Genomic DNA, 15,180 nt, shown 5'->3' on the forward strand with positions numbered 1-15,180 from the left:
TTGACACTATCCAAAGCGCTGCGTTGCAACGGATTGAAATTCTTCTGCGCTTGCGCAAAACCAGTTCACCGTTGAGCACATTCACACTGGCATAATCCCCCGCATCTCAGGTCGGAGAGTGCCCATGTCGCGCTACCTTTTTTTATCGCTGTGCGTGTTTTTTTCCGTGGCTCACGCTGCCGAAAAAACCAAGGAAAATGACGCTCACGATCTTGCCTACAGCCTCGGCGCGAGCCTCGGTGAACGTCTACGCCAAGAGGTTCCCGACTTGCAATTGCAGGCGCTGGTCGAAGGCTTGCAGCAAGCTTACCAAGGCAAACCCTTGGCGCTGAAGGACGAGCAGATCGAACAGATTCTGGCGGAGCACGAAGCACAGATCGCCGAGCAACCTGCCGTTCCTCAAAGCGAAGTCGCACTCGAAAAACAGCGACGTTTCCTCACCGAGGAAAAAGCCAAGCCTGGCGTTCGTGAGTTGGCGGACGGGATTTTGCTGACGGAGCTGACACCGGGCTCCGGCCCCAAAGCCGGCCCGAACGGCAAGGTCCAGGTGTTGTATGTAGGTCGCCTTCCGGACGGTACCGTGTTCGATCAGAACAGCCAGCCGCAGTGGTTCAGTCTCGACAGCGTGATCACTGGCTGGCGCAGTGCGCTGCAAAATATGCCCGTCGGTGCGAAATGGCGCCTGGTGATCCCATCGGCTCAAGCCTATGGCGCTGACGGTGCCGGCGACTTGATCGCGCCGTTCACGCCGCTGGTGTTCGAAGTCGAATTGCGCGGCGCCACGAGCTAAACGCACAAACGAAAAACGGCGCGCATAGCGCACCGTTTATCTTTTTGCTGGAAGGGGTTCAGGCTTGAACCGAATCCTCTTCCTTGTGAGCGGTGTGCAGCACTTCGATCAGGCAGTCTTCCAGTTCGAAGCGTTCGTGCAACAAGCCACCCAGCTCCTTGAATTTCTCTGCCACGCATTGACCCGCATCACACAGGTCGTTGAACGCGAGCAGCTTCTCGGTGATGACGTCGATGCGCGGGTAGATCGTCTCGGCCAGTTCCAACCCGCGAGTGTCGCCAAACGCCTTGGCTTCGCCGGTCAGCTGTTCGTAGATCTCGAAATGCCCGGCAGACACGTAATCGACCAGCACTCCGCAGAATTCCTGCAACGGTTTTCGGTCTTCGCCCAGAGCCTCAGGCTTGGCGCCAAGAGCATCATAGGCCCGAACCAGTTCGTGACGCTCCTGCAACCAGCGATCGATCAGCAGATGCACTCCACCCCAACGTTCCTGAGCATTCTGACAACTTTCGAGCATGGTGATCTCTCTTCCCTTGTGGGTCATGCTGCTCTACACCTGTCGCCACTTGAAGATCAAGAAGCGGCCAGGCAGAGCGTCATTCGAGCAACATAATTCCAATGACACGTGCGGGCCAGATTATGCCCGCGCGACAATGGCTTCAAGGTACGCACGCGATAAAGTTCATACAAGTGTTTAATCACCCACCAGTGCCCGGTGCGACGACTCGCCGCTGAGTGGTCGCTGACAAACGATCCAGACGGGGCGCAGCGACTGGTAAACGCCCTGGAGGGTCATCGCGACGAAGAACAGCAAACTCCACTCCGGGATACTCAAATCGAACAGTGTCCACGAAGTCCCTGTCCAGTCGGGATCACCCTGCAACAACACCTGACGGCCCGCCGTGACCGTACCGGCCAGACTGCAGGACAGGCCGAGCAACCAATACAGGGACGTGCCCAAACGTCCTGGTCCGTGCACTGAAGCCGTCAGGTAGACACCGATGAGCATTGCCAGGCACACCCGCTGCAACAAACAGATGCCACACGGCTTGAGGCCCAGGGCATATTCCAGGTAATAGGAAACGCCCAAGGCCAGGGCACCTGCAATGAAGGTCATGAAAAACAAGGAACGTGAGCAGGCCAACGACATGGCTTTTCCGTAACAGTTGAGACAGGCAGTTACGGTAGAGGAAAGCGTGCCAGCCTTACAAGGCGGGCCGGCACGGACACTTCAACAGAAGTGTAGGGAAATCCCGACAGAAACGAGAGGATCAGGTGTAGTCCCACGTAGGACTATGCCTAGGACGGATTACGGGCGTAGGAATTAGTGCATTCAAACCCTGTAGGAGCTGCCGCAGGCTGCGATCTTTTGATCTGGTTTTTAAAACACAGTCAAAAGATCGCAGCCTGCGACAGCTCCTACAGGGGCGAAACATCAGGCGTGAGCTGGAACCGGTAACGGTGCCGCCAACAGACGCTCATCCAGGAGGCCAAGGCCTTCCTGAAACAACTGATTGCTGCGTTCGGTGTCGCCCAACTGAGCCAGCAGCCGCGCCAGTTCCGCGCAGGCTTCCGGATTGCGCTGCACGCGCAGGCTACTTTCCAGGTAATCCCTGGCCTTGCCCCAAAGACTGCTCTGCAAACACAGACGACCCAGCGTCAGCAGCAAGCTCGGATCGGCCGGATGGGTCTTTAGCCAACCTTCGGCGGTTTGCAGCTGACGCGCCGGATCGCTGCCGCGAACCAACCCGTACAGACGCGCCAAGTGGCTGTCGTAGTTGCGCTTGAGTGCTGCGCGCAAGACCTCTTCGGCTTCGACCTGCGCACCCAGCTGTCGCAATTGCTCGGCATAAGCGAGCACCAGTTGCGGCTCCTGGCGCTGTGCAGAAGACAACTGTTGCCAAGCACGGTTGAGCGACTGCAGACCGATTGTTCCGTCTTCTTCCTGATGCGCCGCGAAGGACAGGTTTTCACCCCAGGCCCGGCGCTCCAGTTCGGCCAGCTCGGCCGGTGGCAGCACCTTGTCCTTGCGCAGCTCCGGCAGCAAGCGAATCACGGCCGACCAGTCGCCGCGCTGTTGATGCAAGCGCTGCAACTGGCGCAAGGTCTGAACGTTATGAGGGTGACGTTCGTGCATGGCCTGCAATGTCGCCAGGGCGCCTTCGGTATCGCCGCGATCTGTCTGCAATTGGGCGTGGCTCAGGGCAATCGCCAACTCGGCTTGGGGCTGGCGTTCGAGGGCACGTTCCAGCAAGTTGTCGCTTTCCTCGTAATGGCCTTGTTCGTTTGCGGCGCGGGCGGCACCAAGGTAGTAAAGCAACGGCTGGCGCTCGGCTTCGGCGGCTCGGTGCAGATGTCGTTGTGCGCTGGCCCAGCGACCTTCAGCCAGGTCCAGCTGGCCATGTTCGATCGCCACTTGTACCCGGCGGCTGCGATTGCGCCTTGACCAGGGATTGACCACGCCGCTAGAGGTCGTCACCAATTCGACCAACGCCTTGATGCCCCAGAACACCAGCCATAACACCGCGACCAGCGCCAGACTTGCCCACAGGCTCGATTCGAAACGGAAGCTCTTGTAGGCGATCAGCACGTAGCCAGAATGCTCGGCAATCGCCAAGCCCAACGCGGCGGCAGCAGCAATCAGCAAGAACACGATCACATAGAGGCGTTTCATGGCGTGGCCTCCTGCGCGGTGTCCGCTGCAGGTTTCGCCATAGGCTTGATCGAGTCCTCGGCGTTGACATTACGTCGTTCCAGATAACCCTGGACCGCGCTCAATGTGCCGGTCAGATCAGGCGTGACCACAGTGACCGGTTGCTTGCTCAATTCGCCAACCTGCTCAAGCATCACTTTGCTCTTCGGGTTGTCCGGGTTGAAATTGCCTCGGAGCACGTCCCGCGCTTCAGCCAGCGCCTGGGTGTAGACGGCGGCCTGGCCGTTGAGCGCGGCCCATTGTGCCTGCTCCAATGCCAGGCTCAGGGCCAGGCGCACCTGGCTCAGACTCTGCCCGGCCAGCAATGGCCGCACATTCTTGTCGGCATTGAAGTCGATGCGAATGTAGCGCGAGACCTGATCCCACCACTGCGCCCAGCGGCTGGCGCCGTCGCCATCGGCTGTCAGTCCCAGCAGCGATTCCCCACGGTCTTTGTACTCGGGCGCCAGCTCGGTGAGGCTGATGACCTGATCACGCAGTGCCCCCAGCCGCAGGAACAGCCCGGTGCGATCCGGCTGTTCGGTGCTACGCAATGCCACCAGCGTCTTGGCTACTTGCTCGCGAGCGGCAAAAGAGCCCGGATCATTCTGTTCGCGGAGAATTTCATCGGCGCCTTGCACCAGGGCCTGAGCGCTGCTGATGTCCTGCAGCGCCGAAAGACGCAGACTGGCCAGGCGCAACAAGTGTTCGGCCTCGGCCAGACGCCAGTCCTTGCGGCTGGCGCCGAGGACGGTTTCCAGACGTTGATTCAAGCGTTGCTGATCGCCTTGCAGCTGCGTCACCAGACGGCTGCGCGCTTCCAGCTCGTCGGCGGGAGGCAGCTGTTCAAGCCTGGCACTCAGGCGCTGCTCATTGAGTTTCAGACTCTGCGCTTGATCGTTCAATGCCTGCACTTGAGTCAGTTGCTGTTGGTTAGTGGCTTGCAGGTGGCGCACCTGCCAGACACCCCAACCGCCCACTGCAACGCCGGCAGCACCCAGCAGCAGCGCGACAATTGCCAGCCCGTTGCCTCGGCGCTGCACTGCAGCAGGTGACGCAGTTTCAATCGGTGCTTCAATCGACGCATCAAGCACTGGCGGGACGTCATTTTTAGGCAAGGCTGTTTCGCTCACGTATCCATCCTTTGCATTAGAGAACGGGCTCGGGATGCTCCCGTAACGCCGTCAGCAAAGCCGCGGCACTCGCACCGCGACAATCCACAACTGTTTGAGCCCCAGCGGCACGTGCCAGCTCGGCGACCCTGCGGCTTGGAACAAACAACGGCAACCGCGCCAATTGCGGCCACGCATCGCCGGCCAATTGATGCAGGTGCTCAAAACCCTGTCCACTGCTGACCACCAGCCCATTCAAGCGTTCCGCTTCAATCCGCTCAGGCAGTGTTGCCGGCGGGTACTGAGGCAGGCCGCGGCGGTACAACTCCAGATACTCGACACTAGCACCTAGCTCGCGCAAACGCTCAGCGAGTAACTCGCGCCCGCCCTCCCCACGCATGATCAGCACGCGGGGGGCGGGCCGTGCGATAGCCTCGCGCAGTAGAGGAAGTTCAAGCAAGGCTTCGCTGTCATCGCCATCCGCCGGGAAGCTCACATCCAACCGGTGATCCTCGAGGATCTGTGCGGTCGCCGCACCCACGCTGAACCATTTCAGGGCCGGTGGCTGCGGCCAATACTGACGGACCAGATCGACGCCGATTCTGGCGGCCGGCTTGCTGACCACGATCACCGCGCAGTACGCATCCAGAGCCTGGATCAGCTCGCGCATTGTGTCAGAGACAGGGATTGGCTCTATCTCCAAAAGCGGCAAGCTGCTGCTGAAAATCCCCGCTTCGGCCAGCACATCGCTCAACGCCGCCGACTCATCCGCGGGACGCGTCAGCAGCAAGCGCCAGCCCATCACTCGTGACCCGCCTCGCCATAGATTGCTTTCAGAATGTCGTTGGCGCCCTGGCCCAGAAGATCCTCGGCCACTCGCACACCCAAGGCTTCGGCATCGCTGCGTGGCGCACGAGCCTCGGCATTGAGCAGCAGGCCGCCACTCGGATCGCCTACCAGGCCACGCAACCATATCTGCTCGCCTTCAAGCACTGCGTAGCAGGCGATTGGCACTTGGCAGCCGCCATTCAGATGCTTGTTGAGGGAACGTTCGGCCGTGACGCGGGTGGCGGTGTCCAAGTGGTGCAACGGTGCCAGCAACGCATGAATTTCGCTGTCGACGCGGCGGCATTCGATACCGACTGCGCCTTGGCCGCCGGCTGGCAGACTGTCGTCGACGCTGATGGCCGAGGTGATGCGCTCTTCAAAGCCCAGACGAATCAGGCCAGCGGCGGCGAGGATGATGGCGTCGTATTCGCCGGCATCGAGCTTGGCCAGGCGAGTATTGACGTTGCCCCGCAGGAAGCGGATTTCCAGGTCCGGGCGACGGGTCAGCAACTGGGCCTGACGGCGCAAGCTGGACGTGCCCACGATGCTGCCCTGCGGCAGTTCCTCCAGGCTGGCGTAGGTGTTGGAGACAAACGCATCGCGCGGGTCTTCGCGCTCGCAGATGCAGAACAGACCGAGGCCTTCGGGGAAATCCATGGGCACGTCTTTCATCGAATGCACGGCGATGTCGGCTTCGTTTTCCAGCAGCGCGGTTTCCAGTTCTTTGACGAACAAGCCCTTGCCGCCGATTTTCGACAGTGGCGAGTCCAGCAGCTTGTCGCCACGACTGACCATGGGCACCAACGTCACGAGCAGACCCGGATGGGACGCTTCCAGACGGGCTTTGACGTATTCGGCCTGCCACAGGGCGAGAGCACTTTTGCGGGTGGCGATGCGGATTTCGCGAGAGGACATGGATCAATCCGTACTGAATAGATACGGCGGATAATAACAGCTCAGCCAAATCCACTTTGACTTGTATCAGAAACTGCGTGGCCTCCCTGGCCTCGGATGTCCGGTAATCGGTCGTGACCTTGACCTGTGAACGGCGAGTTAAAGCTGTTGCATCATCTTTCGCACCCCGGCCACATGACGCCGGCTGACGATCAAGGCGTCCCCGTTCAGGCCTTTGAGGAACAGTTGAAAATGCCCCAGTGGCGTGCGCTGCAGCCGCTCGATACGTTCACGGGCAACCAGTGCGTTGCGGTGGATTCGCACGAAACGGTCACCGAACTCGTCTTCGAGAGCCTTGAGCGGTTCATCCAGCAGCACTTCGCCGCTTTCGTGGCGCAAGGTCACGTACTTGTGGTCCGCGATGAAGTACACCACCTGATCCAGCGGGATCAGCTCGATGCCTTTACGGGTGCGGGCGCTGATGTGACTGCGAGGGCCGCTGCCACTTTCGGCGGCGGGTCGGGTCAGGGCGGCGAGCTGCACGCGATTGGGCCGCTCGGCTTTCTTTAACGCATCATGCAGATGTTCAGTACGCACAGGTTTCACCAGATAGCCTACGGCGCTGGCCTGTAAGGCTTCCACGGCAAATTCATCGGGCCCTGTGCAAAACACAACGGCAGGCGGGGTTTCGCGTTCGCACAACCGGGCAGCTACTTGCAGGCCATCGAGGCCTGGCATGCGGATATCAAGCAGCACGATATCCGGTTTGTGGCTGTCGATCAGTGCCAACGCCTCTTCGCCGTTCGTGGCGCTAGGCTCCAGGACACTGTATCCCTCGAGTTCGCCGACCATTCGGCTCAGGCGCTCGCGGGCCAGGGGTTCGTCATCAACGATCAGGACATTCATATTGCGCTGGATTCCTGCGTGAGTCTCGCACAAGGATAGCGTAGACAGGTGAAGTGACGTCCGTCACCGCGATCCACGCTAAGACTAGCGCGAAGGCCAAAAAGTGCCGCCCGTCCGACGGCTAAATTTTCATTTGCCTGGCTATTGGCGCTCCAGGCCCACGCTGGCGAGGCATCGCCACAGGGTTTGCTGATACACAATACGAACACCCCCTCTTCTTATAGTTAGTCAGCTGCAGCATCGAGAAGTGCGCTGATCCTACTGTCCAACTGTAGACGGTTGCCGGGACGATATTGCTCAATTGAAAAATATCGTTGCGCAATTGGCCCTCGCGTTGCGTGGAGTATGGGCCGTTCGATCAGAAAAAAACGTGTCGACCAGTGTCAGCGACAGGATTGGCAACCCTGTTATTATCCGCCGCAGCTTTCAACGCCATTTTTCTTCAGCCGATACGAGCGAATTCATGAGCACTGACAAGACCAATCAGTCCTGGGGCGGCCGCTTCAGTGAACCCGTCGACGCCTTCGTCGCCCGCTTCACCGCCTCCGTCACTTTCGACCAGCGCCTGTATCGCCACGACATCATGGGTTCGATCGCCCACGCCACCATGCTGGCCAAGGTCGGCGTGCTGACCGATGCCGAGCGCGACAGCATCACCGATGGCCTGAAGACCATCCAGGGTGAAATCGAAGCCGGCCAGTTCGACTGGCGCATCGACCTCGAAGACGTGCACATGAACATCGAGGCGCGCCTGACCGACCGTATCGGCGTGACCGGTAAAAAGCTGCACACCGGCCGCAGCCGTAACGACCAGGTCGCCACCGACATTCGCTTGTGGCTGCGTGACGAGATCGACCTGATCCTGAGCGAAATCACCCGCCTGCAACAAGGCTTGCTGGAGCAGGCCGAGCGCGAAGCCGGCAGCATCATGCCGGGCTTCACCCACCTGCAAACCGCGCAGCCGGTGACCTTCGGGCACCACATGCTGGCCTGGTTCGAAATGCTCAGCCGCGACTACGAACGTCTGGTCGACTGCCGCAAGCGCACCAATCGCATGCCGCTGGGCAGCGCCGCGCTGGCGGGCACCACTTACCCGATCGACCGCGAATACACCGCGCAACTGCTGGGCTTCGACGCCGTGGGCGGCAACTCGCTGGACAACGTGTCCGATCGTGACTTCGCCATCGAGTTCTGCTCGGCCGCGAGCATCGCGATGATGCACTTGTCGCGCTTCTCCGAAGAGCTGGTGCTATGGACCAGCGCGCAGTTCCAGTTTATCGATCTGCCAGACCGTTTCTGCACCGGCAGCTCGATCATGCCGCAAAAGAAAAACCCGGACGTCCCGGAACTGGTGCGCGGCAAGACCGGCCGCGTGTTCGGCGCCTTGATGGGCCTGCTGACTTTGATGAAAGGCCAGCCATTGGCCTACAACAAGGACAACCAGGAAGACAAGGAACCGCTGTTCGACGCTGCCGACACGCTGCGTGATTCGCTGCGCGCCTTTGCCGACATGATCCCGGCGATCAAACCCAAGCACGCGATAATGCGCGAAGCAGCGCTGCGTGGTTTCTCCACCGCCACTGACCTCGCTGACTACCTGGTGCGTCGTGGCCTGCCGTTCCGTGACTGCCACGAGATCGTCGGCCATGCCGTGAAGTACGGTGTGGAAAGCGGCAAGGACCTGGCGGAAATGAGCCTGGAAGAACTGCGCAAGTTCAGCGACCAGATCGACCAGGACGTGTTTGCCGTGCTGACCCTGGAAGGCTCGGTGAATGCCCGTGACCATATCGGCGGCACCGCGCCGGCGCAGGTCAAGAAGGCTGTGGCTCGCGGCCAGGCACTCCTCGGCAGCCGCTAAACCGCTAAAAGCTTCGCGAGCAAGCCCGCTCCCACATCTGATCGGCGGTGAACACAAATTTTGTGACACCAAAAATTTCAATGTGGGAGCGGGCTTGCTCGCGAATGCGGACTTGTAGACGCGACAAAAAAACTACTTCTTGGATGCGACCATCGCCATAAACGCCGGCATCGCGGCTTCCTTGTCTGCGGCAATCCGCTGCACGTTCGGGTTCTGCTCCAGTCGCTCCAACAGTGCTTTGGCCCCCGGCATCTCAGCCAGCAAATCCAGACCAAACAGCTTCTGTCCCACCGCACAGGCCAAGGGCACGCTGTACAAGAAATACAGATCCGCAATGCTCAGGCTGTCCCCCGCCACATAAGGGGCGAACTTGCCGTGCCTGCCCAGCGCGGCAAAACCCGCCAGCAGCTCGGCCTTCGTCTTGTCCTTGATCGCGTCCGGCACCGGCATGCCGAAAAACGCTTCGCCATAACAGGCGCGTCCTGGCAGTTCGATGTACAGCTCAATTTCCTTGGCCAGCGCCAGTACCTGGGCACGCTCAAAAGGATCGCTCGGCAACAGTGGCGTGCCTTTCTGGCTTTGTTCGATGTACTCGAGAATCACCGCCGTCTCGTTGATGAAGCCTTGCTCGGCGCGCAAGACCGGCACCTTGCCGCGCGGGCTGATGGCCAGTGCTTCCGGGCTGGTGCCTGCGTAAAACGGCACTTCTTCGAAAGGCACGCCTTTCTCGAGCAACGCCAGTTTCACCATGTTGTAGTAGTTACTGACGGAAAATCCATAAAGCTTGAGCATCACAAAGCCTCCAGGCCGTGCGGGGTTGGCAGTGCCTGTTTATAGAACGCTCGAGCGATTCTTGCCAGCAGCATCACAGCGCTGAATGCAGGTAAACTGGCCGCCTTAACTTCAGGAGCCTGCCATGAGCGAGCCAACCGACATCGATAGCGACGAAGAAGAATTCACCGAAAACACCCTGATCGAAGCCATCGAAAACCAGATCGAAAGCGACAACCCGCCGGCTGCCAAGGCGACGTTCAACAAGCTGACGCTGGTGGGTTACGAGCGGGAAGAAATCCTGAATCTGATGGCCCACGTCCTGGCGGTCGAAATCGACGCGATCCTCGAAGAAGATCGTGCGTTCAATACTGAATGGTATGAGACGGCATTGCGCGCATTGCCAGAGCTGCCGCCGGAAAAGAAATAAGATCAAAAGATCGCAGCCTGCGGCAGCTCCTACAAGGGATCGCATTTCCCCTGTAGGAGCTGCCGAAGGCTGCGATCTTTTTATTTCAGGCAACCGTTTTCCAGACCCTGACTACACTGGAACGCACCCCGCTGTCGGGGAATGCATCCCGAGGCGAAAAAACCCTGATGCGGGCACTGGACATGCCGCACAAGTGGGCTCACCTTAGGGGCGCTGTCGTCCAATTCCTAGAAAGTCTGGAGTCCTTATGTCGCTTACCCCTGAGTTGGTTGCCGAACTGGAAATCCTCGCGCTCTTCAACCTGGACAGTTCCCAGGAAGGTTTGAAAATTCATCAGACCGCTGCTCCCAAAGCCATTGCCGCTGCCAAACGCCTGTACGAAAAAGACCTGATCGACCAGCCCGATGGCGGTTATCTGACCAGCCTGGGTCGTGACGCCGCGCAAAATGTGCAAACCGTTCTGACCATACTGAGCGTCCAGGAAACAGCCTGAGCAAGACCGCAGCGCCCACGGAAACCTCTGCTATGGGATTTCCGCGGGCACACTCTTTTATCCGTCGTGTCGCCCCACGATAGAAATCTGACGCCAGAAAAACAAAATCAGCTTAATTGTCCCGGGGCCGAGGCGCTAAACTGCCCCTCATCCTGAGACCCTCCACGTCCGAGCCCTGCGAGCCGGTTTGAGCTGACATGACCCGCACCCACGAAATCCGCCCCGATCTGGACGAGGGAATCGACCGCAAGGTACTTAGCCAGCTGCGTGCGCGCTTTCTGACGCTCAACGAAGGACGCATGGCGCGCGCCATGGAAGGGCTATCGCCTCGTCAGCAAGGGGTCTTGAACTTGCTGCCGCTGTTTTTCCATGTCAATCATCCACTGCTGCCGGGTTACGTCTCGGGTAGCACACCGGCCGGGCTGTCAAACTACGAGCCGGACGCCGACACCCTCGCTGACGCACAGCGCCTGACTCGCTCGTTTTCCTACAAGCCACGTCACGGCAGCAATCCGCCGCGACCGATTCACGGCCTGTTCCTGATGGGCAGCCTCGGCACGTTGGCCCAGGCGGATCAAAGCGACATGGACGTGTGGGTCTGCCACGGCCCGGACCTGAGCGAAAACGAACTCGCCGAGTTGCGTAAAAAATGCCTGCTGCTTGAAACCTGGGCGGCCAGCCAGGGCGCCGAGGCACACTTCTTCCTGATCGACCCGACGCGTTTCGTGCGCGGCGAACGCGATACGCAATTGAGCTCGGAAGACTGCGGCACTACCCAGCACTATCTGCTGCTGGACGAGTTTTATCGCACCGCTATCTGGCTGGCCGGCCGCACGCCGATCTGGTGGCTGGTGCCGGTCTACGAAGAAGCAAGCTACGACCGCTATACCCACACGCTGATTTCCAAGCGCTTCATTCGCGCCAATGAAACCCTGGACCTTGGGCACCTGGCCTATATCCCGCCGGGAGAATTTGTCGGTGCCGGGCTCTGGCAGTTGTTCAAGGGTATTGAGTCGCCCTACAAATCGGTGCTCAAGCTGCTGCTGACCGAGGTCTACGCCAGCGAACATCCGAGGGTCCACTGCCTGAGTTTGCGATTCAAACAAGCCGTGTTCGCCAATCAGGTCGACCTCGATGAGCTGGACCCGTACGTCGTGGTCTATCGACGCATCGAGGAGTACCTCATTGCGCGTGGCGAACCGGAGCGGCTTGAACTGGTGCGCCGCGCGCTGTATTTGAAGGTCAATCGCAAGCTGACCGGCAGCAGCAGTCGCACCCAGAGCTGGCAACGTTCGCTGCTGGAGCGCCTGACCCATGAATGGCAGTGGGATCAGCGGCAGCTAGCCCTGCTCGACAGCCGCAGCCAGTGGAAAATCCGTCAGGTCAGCGCCGAGCGCCGCGCCTTGGTCAACGAACTGAACTACAGCTACCGCTTCCTGACCCAGTTTGCCCGCAGCGAACAAACCGTCAGCGTGATCAACAAGCGTGATCTGAACGTGCTGGGTCGACGGCTGTACGCAGCCTTCGAGCGCAAGGCCGACAAGATCGAGTTCATCAATCCGGGCATCGCTCCCGACCTGGCCGAAGACACATTGACGCTGGTCCAGGCGCCCAACAAGAAAGAATCCGGGCAAACCCAATGGGGGTTGTACAACGGCAGCCTGACGGCCCATGAGTGGGAGCATTTCGCCCCAATCAAGCGCAGCCGGCAATTGCTGGAACTCCTGACCTGGTGCCACCGCAACGGCGTGATCGACAGTAGCACTCGACTGGCTTTGCATCCTGGCACCAGTGACCTGAGCGAGTTCGAGCTGTTCAACCTGCTTGGCAGCTTGCAGCAAAGCATCGCCCTGCCCCTGCCCACCGTCGCCGAAGAGCCGCTATTGCGCGCCAGCGTGCCGAGCGAGGTGCTGATTCTGGTAAACGTGGGCGTCGATCCGCTCAAGCACCACCGCGATTTGAATATTCTGATGACCACCGAGCGCACTGACTCGTTGAGTTATGCCGGCGTCAGGGAAAATCTGGTGCTGACTCTGGACCAGGTCACGCTCAATAGCTGGAATGAGGTGTTGGTCAATCGCTTCGACGGTCCTCATGCCCTGCTCGACTGCGTGCGCGATTACCTCAACAACCTGCCGAACGGCCCGCAACAACCCACGTTGCGCGTGCGTTGCTTCTGCCACAACCGTGCGCAGTTCATCGCCCGCCGGGTCGAAGAAATTCTCGACACCGCGCAGAACCTGCTGCTGAGCAAACTCAATCATCGCTATCTGATTCAGGTCCAGCAGCATTACCACGTGCTCGAACTGGTACCGGGCCAGGTCAATCACGTTGCCCTCGCCACGCTGCCGGCGCTGCTCGATTACCTGGGCGAGGAACTGGCGAGCTACAGCCCGCTGCACCTGGACCCCATGGCCCTGGAGGACCACGACCTCGCGCTGCTCCTGCCGATGGGCCAGCCCGACTGCATCCAGGTGTTCTACCGGATCAACGAAGACCGGGCCGATCTGTACGTACTTGATGAGTTCAACGCCTTGTGGCAGCAGCGCCTGCCCTATCACGATGAACAGAGCCTGTTGGTGCCGTTGCAACGTTTCCTGCAATCGATCCAGTTCCGGCGCGGAGCCTTGCTGCCAATGGATGCCGCCCAGCCGCTTAGCCTGGACACGCTGTATTACCAGCTGCTGCCTTCAGGCCCTGGTCGGGCGCGTCGGGTCGAAGCCCGACCCGCGCCGCAAAACCCGATCGACAAACCGTTTTACGACGTGCAGGCGATCGTCGGCAAAGCCGCGCCTGGCCAGGTGCAGGTCACGTTGTATTGCAATCAGCGGGAGTTTTCGGAGCTGGAGCATGGCGACCAACTGTTCAGTGTGGTCGCCCGGGAGATCGTCGAGCAGCGGCGCGAGACCGAACGCTACCGCTGCTACATCACCGATCTGGACCTGTCCGGCCTGTCTGGCGACAGTCAGGGCTCAAGCAATCTGTACCTGCGCTACAAAGCTGACCTGGAGCGCGCATTGAACGAGGCGCTCGAGCAGGCCTGAGGCATTTTATTCCGGGAAAGCGCCGCCATTGGCCGGTTGCGATTCGACTTCCAGCAGGGTCAGTTTCAGGGTTTTACCACCCGGCGCTGGCCAGTCAATGTGCTGACCGACCTTCAGGCCCAACAGCGCGCTGCCCACCGGCGCCAGAATCGAAATCCTGCCTTCGTCGGCGTTGGCATCCTTGGGGTAAACCAATGTCAGGTGATAGTCCTTGCCGCTGATTTCTTCACGGCAATGAACACGCGAATTCATGGTCACGACATCGGCGGGCACGTCTTCGTGGCCGACCAGGGTATCGGCGCGATCCAGTTCGGTTTGCAGCGCAATAACGCCCGGCAGCGTGTCATCCAGGCTGTCGATCAGGCGTTCCAGACGTTGGACGTCCAGACGAGTAAGGGTGATGGAAGGTACAGTCATGATGAAGGCAGACTCCTTTCTTCTGCACAGAAAAAGCAAAACCCCGCCAGAAAAAGGCGGGGTTTTCACGAGCCTCGATGGGTTGAGGCGTTTCTGGACACTATCACAGCTCAATAAATATACAAGTCAGGCACGGCGGACGGCGTTACGCCCCCTGTAGGAGCTGCCGAAGGCTGCGATCTTTTGATCTGGATTTTGACGGTTTTGAAAAGGCCGAAGAAAAGATCAAAAGATCGCAGCCTTCGGCAGCTCCTACAGGGAGATTTTGCGCTGGGCTGCCTGAGCACAGATGACCCGCCGGCGATCGTCGTCGGCAGAGCGCCATTCGCGGATGTCTTCGACATGGCGAAAACACCCCAGGCAGACCTTTTGCTCATCCAGCCGACAGACGCCGCTGCACGGCGACGGCACGGCCGGGCTGACGTTGCTGTAGAGCGGCTTGGGCGGACGAACGGGTGCAGGCTCGGTCACGATCTTACAGGCCTTCGAAATCGAGTTTTACGCCAGCCTGCTGATCGACGATGCGCTCAAGCATTTCGCCCAATTGTTCTTCGCTCTTGTCGCACATCCAGCGCTCGCTCTCTTCGTCGTAATCGAAGTGGAACCCGCCGGACACCGCCGCCAGCCATAGCTGACGCAGTGGTTCCTGGCGGCTGAAGATCAACTGGCTGCCATTTTCGAACTTGACGGTGAGCACACCGGCCGAGCTCTCGAGATCGATATCCAGGTCACTCTCGTCGAACACATCCTCCAGTGTCTGCTGGGTGGCATCGACCAGATCGTGGAAACGGGCTTCGGTCAAACTCATTGCGGGAACCTCAAAAAGTGTCTACTCACGCTCAAGCGCCGCAAGATACGGGCGAGCCCCGGTGATTGCAAAGGATAACGATCAACTGTGGGAGCGAGCCCGCTCGCGAACAGGCCATCATATTCAACATCAATGTT

The 15,180-nt window shown here is 59.7% G+C and carries 16 protein-coding genes and 1 pseudogene; 5 read left to right on the forward strand and 12 right to left on the reverse strand.

Annotation, left to right across the window (positions count from 1 at the left end):
* Nucleotides 1-124 precede the first annotated feature (124 nt).
* The gene (locus ACA052_RS28040) at nucleotides 125-790 is read left to right on the forward strand and encodes an FKBP-type peptidyl-prolyl cis-trans isomerase (RefSeq protein ID WP_497647705.1); all 666 of its coding nucleotides are present in this window, start codon (nucleotides 125-127) and stop codon (nucleotides 788-790) included.
* Between the two features lie 58 nt (nucleotides 791-848).
* Here ACA052_RS28040 and rsd read toward each other — a convergent pair whose 3' ends face one another.
* The 8 genes and pseudogenes from rsd to ACA052_RS28080 all read right to left on the reverse strand — a co-directional run.
* The gene (rsd, locus tag ACA052_RS28045; RefSeq protein ID WP_201116492.1) at nucleotides 849-1,307 is read right to left on the reverse strand and encodes a sigma D regulator; all 459 of its coding nucleotides are present in this window, start codon (nucleotides 1,305-1,307) and stop codon (nucleotides 849-851) included.
* A gap of 177 nt (nucleotides 1,308-1,484) precedes the next feature.
* The gene (locus tag ACA052_RS28050) at nucleotides 1,485-1,940 is read right to left on the reverse strand and encodes a disulfide bond formation protein B (protein ID WP_497647706.1); all 456 of its coding nucleotides are present in this window, start codon (nucleotides 1,938-1,940) and stop codon (nucleotides 1,485-1,487) included.
* Nucleotides 1,941-2,225: 285 nt separating this feature from the next.
* Nucleotides 2,226-3,464 carry a heme biosynthesis protein HemY gene (locus ACA052_RS28055; RefSeq protein ID WP_497647707.1) on the reverse strand — a complete coding sequence of 413 codons (1,239 nt, stop codon included), beginning with the start codon at nucleotides 3,462-3,464 and terminating at the stop codon, nucleotides 2,226-2,228.
* A complete protein-coding gene (locus ACA052_RS28060) occupies nucleotides 3,461-4,615 on the reverse strand; it encodes a uroporphyrinogen-III C-methyltransferase (protein ID WP_497647708.1) in 1,155 nt (384 codons plus the stop codon). The genes ACA052_RS28055 and ACA052_RS28060 overlap by 4 nt, the downstream gene beginning before the upstream one ends.
* Nucleotides 4,616-4,631: 16 nt before the next feature.
* Entirely contained in the window at nucleotides 4,632-5,399 is a 768-nt protein-coding gene (locus ACA052_RS28065) for a uroporphyrinogen-III synthase (protein ID WP_497647709.1), read from the reverse strand.
* Nucleotides 5,396-6,337, reverse strand: a complete 942-nt coding sequence (gene hemC, locus ACA052_RS28070) for a hydroxymethylbilane synthase (RefSeq protein ID WP_497647710.1) — start codon at nucleotides 6,335-6,337, stop codon at nucleotides 5,396-5,398. Before hemC ends, ACA052_RS28065 begins: the two co-directional genes overlap by 4 nt.
* 138 nt (nucleotides 6,338-6,475) lie before the next feature.
* Nucleotides 6,476-7,222 (reverse strand): LytR/AlgR family response regulator transcription factor, encoded by a 747-nt coding sequence (locus tag ACA052_RS28075; RefSeq protein WP_157711865.1) that lies wholly within the window; start codon nucleotides 7,220-7,222, stop codon nucleotides 6,476-6,478.
* Nucleotides 7,219-7,332: pseudogene (locus tag ACA052_RS28080) on the reverse strand (sensor histidine kinase); the annotation flags it as partial. The pseudogene ACA052_RS28080 and the gene ACA052_RS28075, both read right to left, overlap by 4 nt.
* Before the next feature lie 353 nt (nucleotides 7,333-7,685).
* Here ACA052_RS28080 and argH point away from each other — a divergent pair.
* Nucleotides 7,686-9,080, forward strand: coding sequence for an argininosuccinate lyase (gene argH, locus ACA052_RS28085; RefSeq protein WP_497647711.1), 1,395 nt, complete (start codon nucleotides 7,686-7,688; stop codon nucleotides 9,078-9,080).
* Between the two features lie 132 nt (nucleotides 9,081-9,212).
* On the opposite strand, the gene ACA052_RS28090 is transcribed toward argH, so the two are convergent.
* Nucleotides 9,213-9,872: a glutathione S-transferase family protein gene (locus ACA052_RS28090; RefSeq protein ID WP_497647712.1), complete on the reverse strand. Its 660-nt coding sequence runs from the start codon at nucleotides 9,870-9,872 to the stop codon at nucleotides 9,213-9,215.
* A 124-nt stretch (nucleotides 9,873-9,996) separates the two neighbouring features.
* Between ACA052_RS28090 and ACA052_RS28095 the strand changes: the two genes are divergently transcribed.
* The 3 genes from ACA052_RS28095 (at nucleotide 9,997) to ACA052_RS28105 (ending at nucleotide 13,818) form a co-directional block, all read left to right on the forward strand.
* Nucleotides 9,997-10,281: a hypothetical protein gene (locus tag ACA052_RS28095; protein ID WP_123403861.1), complete on the forward strand. Its 285-nt coding sequence runs from the start codon at nucleotides 9,997-9,999 to the stop codon at nucleotides 10,279-10,281.
* Between the two features lie 247 nt (nucleotides 10,282-10,528).
* The gene (locus ACA052_RS28100; protein WP_497647713.1) at nucleotides 10,529-10,774 is read left to right on the forward strand and encodes a TIGR02647 family protein; all 246 of its coding nucleotides are present in this window, start codon (nucleotides 10,529-10,531) and stop codon (nucleotides 10,772-10,774) included.
* A 197-nt stretch (nucleotides 10,775-10,971) separates the two neighbouring features.
* A complete protein-coding gene (locus ACA052_RS28105; protein ID WP_497647714.1) occupies nucleotides 10,972-13,818 on the forward strand; it encodes a class I adenylate cyclase in 2,847 nt (948 codons plus the stop codon).
* Nucleotides 13,819-13,824: 6 nt separating this feature from the next.
* Here ACA052_RS28105 and rnk read toward each other — a convergent pair whose 3' ends face one another.
* The 3 genes from rnk to cyaY form a co-directional block, all read right to left on the reverse strand.
* On the reverse strand, nucleotides 13,825-14,235 hold the full coding sequence (rnk, locus tag ACA052_RS28110) for a nucleoside diphosphate kinase regulator (protein WP_497647715.1): 411 nt from the start codon (nucleotides 14,233-14,235) through the stop codon (nucleotides 13,825-13,827).
* Nucleotides 14,236-14,487: 252 nt separating this feature from the next.
* A complete protein-coding gene (locus ACA052_RS28115; RefSeq protein WP_497647716.1) occupies nucleotides 14,488-14,706 on the reverse strand; it encodes a DUF1289 domain-containing protein in 219 nt (72 codons plus the stop codon).
* Nucleotides 14,707-14,710: 4 nt separating this feature from the next.
* A complete protein-coding gene (cyaY, locus tag ACA052_RS28120) occupies nucleotides 14,711-15,043 on the reverse strand; it encodes an iron donor protein CyaY (protein ID WP_497647717.1) in 333 nt (110 codons plus the stop codon).
* Between the last annotated feature and the right edge of the window lie 137 nt (nucleotides 15,044-15,180).

Source organism: Pseudomonas sp. LBUM1644, assembly GCF_059716195.1.

Bases quoted from the DNA above. Each gene is read 5' to 3' on its own strand.
- ACA052_RS28055 (WP_497647707.1), bottom strand. From the start codon at position 3,464: ATGAAACGCCTCTATGTGATCGTGTTCTTGCTGATTGCTGCTGCCGCC.
- cyaY (WP_497647717.1), bottom strand. From the start codon at position 15,043: ATGAGTTTGACCGAAGCCCGTTTCCACGATCTGGTCGATGCCACCCAG.
- hemC (WP_497647710.1), bottom strand. From the start codon at position 6,337: ATGTCCTCTCGCGAAATCCGCATCGCCACCCGCAAAAGTGCTCTCGCC.
- ACA052_RS28100 (WP_497647713.1), top strand. From the start codon at position 10,529: ATGTCGCTTACCCCTGAGTTGGTTGCCGAACTGGAAATCCTCGCGCTC.
- ACA052_RS28050 (WP_497647706.1), bottom strand. From the start codon at position 1,940: ATGTCGTTGGCCTGCTCACGTTCCTTGTTTTTCATGACCTTCATTGCA.
- ACA052_RS28040 (WP_497647705.1), top strand. From the start codon at position 125: ATGTCGCGCTACCTTTTTTTATCGCTGTGCGTGTTTTTTTCCGTGGCT.
- ACA052_RS28095 (WP_123403861.1), top strand. From the start codon at position 9,997: ATGAGCGAGCCAACCGACATCGATAGCGACGAAGAAGAATTCACCGAA.
- ACA052_RS28105 (WP_497647714.1), top strand. From the start codon at position 10,972: ATGACCCGCACCCACGAAATCCGCCCCGATCTGGACGAGGGAATCGAC.
- ACA052_RS28075 (WP_157711865.1), bottom strand. From the start codon at position 7,222: ATGAATGTCCTGATCGTTGATGACGAACCCCTGGCCCGCGAGCGCCTG.
- ACA052_RS28090 (WP_497647712.1), bottom strand. From the start codon at position 9,872: ATGCTCAAGCTTTATGGATTTTCCGTCAGTAACTACTACAACATGGTG.
- argH (WP_497647711.1), top strand. From the start codon at position 7,686: ATGAGCACTGACAAGACCAATCAGTCCTGGGGCGGCCGCTTCAGTGAA.
- rnk (WP_497647715.1), bottom strand. From the start codon at position 14,235: ATGACTGTACCTTCCATCACCCTTACTCGTCTGGACGTCCAACGTCTG.
- rsd (WP_201116492.1), bottom strand. From the start codon at position 1,307: ATGCTCGAAAGTTGTCAGAATGCTCAGGAACGTTGGGGTGGAGTGCAT.